The organism is Streptomyces sp. sk2.1 (assembly GCF_008120935.1).
Lineage (GTDB): Bacteria > Actinomycetota > Actinomycetes > Streptomycetales > Streptomycetaceae > Streptomyces.
In genome coordinates this window covers 1-2,760 of the sequence record NZ_RDBO01000216.1, presented here as the reverse complement: position 1 = coordinate 2,760, position 2,760 = coordinate 1, and the positions used below count along the sequence as shown (strand labels likewise).

4 protein-coding genes are annotated in these 2,760 nt (G+C 75.0%); 2 read left to right on the top strand and 2 right to left on the bottom strand.

The features are described 5' to 3' along the window. The first annotated feature begins 48 nt into the window (after nucleotides 1–48). Nucleotides 49–624: an RNA 2',3'-cyclic phosphodiesterase gene (gene thpR / locus EAO76_RS42800; protein WP_148841612.1), complete on the top strand. Its 576-nt coding sequence runs from the start codon at nucleotides 49–51 to the stop codon at nucleotides 622–624. Between the two features lie 150 nt (nucleotides 625–774). On the opposite strand, the gene EAO76_RS42795 is transcribed toward thpR, so the two are convergent. Then, the gene (locus EAO76_RS42795; RefSeq protein ID WP_187439047.1) at nucleotides 775–1,140 is read right to left on the bottom strand and encodes a hypothetical protein; all 366 of its coding nucleotides are present in this window, start codon (nucleotides 1,138–1,140) and stop codon (nucleotides 775–777) included. Between the two features lie 80 nt (nucleotides 1,141–1,220). Then, nucleotides 1,221–2,060, bottom strand: coding sequence for an alpha/beta fold hydrolase (locus tag EAO76_RS42790; RefSeq protein ID WP_148841611.1), 840 nt, complete (start codon nucleotides 2,058–2,060; stop codon nucleotides 1,221–1,223). Between the two features lie 87 nt (nucleotides 2,061–2,147). Between EAO76_RS42790 and EAO76_RS42785 the strand changes: the two genes are divergently transcribed. Further along, nucleotides 2,148–2,675: a PadR family transcriptional regulator gene (locus EAO76_RS42785; protein WP_148841610.1), complete on the top strand. Its 528-nt coding sequence runs from the start codon at nucleotides 2,148–2,150 to the stop codon at nucleotides 2,673–2,675. Nucleotides 2,676–2,760 lie beyond the last annotated feature (85 nt).

The window sequence follows — 2,760 nt, the reverse complement described above, 5'->3', positions numbered from 1 at the left end:
GACGGTGACCGGTGCCGGGGCGCGCCGGGGCGGTGCGACACTCGGCGCATGAGCCGTCTCAGACTCTTCGCCGCCGTGCTGCCGCCCGCTCCCGCAGTCGAGGAACTGCGCAGTGCTGTCGCCCCGTTGCACACGCTTCCCGGTGCCGAGGGCCTCCGCTGGACGGGGGTGCCCGGCTGGCACTTCACGCTCGCCTTCTTCGGGCCCGTCGACGAGGAACTGCTGCCCGAGCTGGACGCGCGCCTCGCGCGGGCCGCCCACCGCACCGACCCCTTCCCGCTGCGCATCCACGGTGCCGGGCGGTTCGGCGGGCGGGCGCTCTGGGCGGGCGCCGCGGGCTCGCTCGACATGCTGCGGCTCCTCGCCGAACGCGCCGACGCCGCCGCCCGCCGCACCGGCATCTCCATGGAGGAGCACCGCCGCTACACCCCGCACCTCACCCTCGCCCGCAGCCGCCGGGCCGAGATCGACCTGCACCCCTGGACCGACGCGCTCGGAGACTTCGAGGGCACCCCGTGGGAGGTCGGCGAGCTGTCCCTCGTACGCAGCAATCTGCCGGTCGCCGGGGTGCGGGGGGAGCAGCCCCGGTACGAGGTGGTCGCATCCTGGGCGCTGGGGAGCTGAGGGCTGCGGTTACGCTCGAAGGGTGGATCCCAAGACCAGAAACCGCGTCATGGCGGCCGTGCTCGTGCTGATGTTCATCGTCGTCGCCGTGGCGGCCGCGGCCGGGGCGTGACCCGGCGGGCCCGCCGGGCCGGGCGCTGACGTCCGGTTTCAGCGGGGGAGCCGCAGCCGGCCGAACCGGCGCCGCAGCCCCCGCAGCCCCCGCAGCCCCCGCGGCGGTCGGCGCGCGGCCGGCCGTCGACGGCGTACGCCCTCCCCGGAATCCCCGCCAGGTGGCGCCGGTCGCCATGTGCCGTCCGGCGAGAGGAGCGGTGTCCGGCGTTCCGCCTGGGCCCGGATCTCGTGGTACGCCTGATGGGCGGTGCCCCGGTACGCCTCGTCGTACGAGGCCAGGGCCGCGCTCAGGGCCGTGCCCGCGACCCCGCGCCGCCGGGCGACGACCGCGAGCCACCCGAAGAAGCCCATGACCGAGGCCAGGGCCGCGACGGCGATCAGCAGCGGTACGAGGTCACCCATGCGACGAGCGTAGGCCCGCCGCGCCCGGCGACACACCCGTTGCCCCGGGGGTTTCCTCGGAGGCTTCCTCAGGGGTTTCCTCAGGGCGCGAGGGCCGCCGCGGTCTCCCGGGCGAACGCTTCCGGGTTGTCCAGCATGATGTTGTGCCCGCAGTCCGGGACCGCCACGACGCGCACCCCGTGCTCGACGAGCGCGGCCTCCCCGGACAGCGGTCCGTCGGCCGACGGGCGCAGGAACGTACGCGGGATCCGCAGGTCCAGCAGGAGTTCCCGCATGGTCGGCGTCGTCCCGCGGGAGCGGTGCGCCGCGCTGCGGTACAGCGCCTCGGGGCCCGCCAGCCGCATGGTCGCCCACCAGAGCGGCCCCACCCGCTCGCGCGTCTCGGCCAGGCCGCCGGCCAGGAACTCCTCCTCCGTGTACGCCGCGATGCCGCTGCTGCCCGGCCGGCCGCGGACGGGAGCGACCGGGTCCAGGGTGGCGTCGACCAGGACCAGTCGTCCCACCAGCCCCGGATGGCGCACCGCGAGCACGACGGCCACCGCGCCGCCCATGCTGTGCCCGATCACGTCCGCGCCGTGCGCTCCGGCCGCCTCCATGGCCTTCGCCACCGCGTCGGCGTGCTCCTCCAGGGTGTACCCGAAGTCCGTGGGGCGGTCGCTGATGCCGAAGCCGAGCAGGTCGACGAGGAGCGACCGGCCTCCGGCCAGCAGGGGGTGCGTCGCGCTCGCGGCGAAGTACGGGCCGGAGGAGGCGCCGAGCCCGTGCAGGTAGACCCGGTCGGCGCGGCCGCCGGTTTCCCCGACGGCCCCGGCGGGCGCGACGGCCCCGGTGGTTCCGGCGGCCCCGGAGGGTGTGGCAGCCCCGGGGAGTTCCACCCACCTGATGCGCGCGCCGCCGTCCGTCACCTGTGCGTCGTGCATGACTCTCCTCCTCGCCGTGCCCTTCAAACCATCGGGGAGACTATACATAGACACCGATGTATAGGGCTCTCGGGAGAGGATACGCGCATGCTGGAACTGGCCATCCTTGGATTTCTGTACGAGCAACCCCTGCACGGCTACGAGCTGAAGCGACGGGTGGCCCACCTCACCGGGCACGTCCGCCCCATCGCGGACGGCACGCTCTATCCGGCGATCAAGCGGCTGGAGCGCGCCGGATGGCTGGAGCGCCGGACCGAACCGGGCACCAGGGCCGCCCCCCGCCACACCCTGACCCTGACCGGTCCGGGCCGCGAGGAGCTGCTGCGGCGGCTGCGCGAGGCCGACGAGGTGGACATCAGCGACGAGAACCGCTGGTTCACCGTCCTCGCCTTCCTGCGCCACCTGCCCTCCCCGGCCGAGCAGGCGGGGGTGCTGCGGCGCAGGCTCGCCTTCCTGGAGGAGCCGAGCAGCTTCTTCTACGAGGGCGACCGGCCGCTCGGCGCGGAGTCCTTCGACGACCCGTTCCGGCGGGGCCTGCTCACGATCGCCCGCGCGACGAGCGAGGCGGAGCTGGGCTGGCTGGCGACGATCCTGGAGCGGCTGGACACCGCCTGAGACGGGACCGGAGCCGGGGCCGGGGCCGGGGCCGGCTCCGGTCCCGTCTCAGGCGGTGTCCAGCCGCTCCAGGATCGTCGCCAGC

Excerpts from the sequence above, each read along its gene's own strand:
- EAO76_RS42785 (WP_148841610.1), top strand. The coding sequence starts at position 2,148 with ATGCTGGAACTGGCCATCCTTGGATTTCTGTACGAGCAACCCCTGCAC.
- thpR (WP_148841612.1), top strand. The coding sequence starts at position 49 with ATGAGCCGTCTCAGACTCTTCGCCGCCGTGCTGCCGCCCGCTCCCGCA.
- EAO76_RS42795 (WP_187439047.1), bottom strand. The coding sequence starts at position 1,140 with ATGGGTGACCTCGTACCGCTGCTGATCGCCGTCGCGGCCCTGGCCTCG.
- EAO76_RS42790 (WP_148841611.1), bottom strand. The coding sequence starts at position 2,060 with ATGCACGACGCACAGGTGACGGACGGCGGCGCGCGCATCAGGTGGGTG.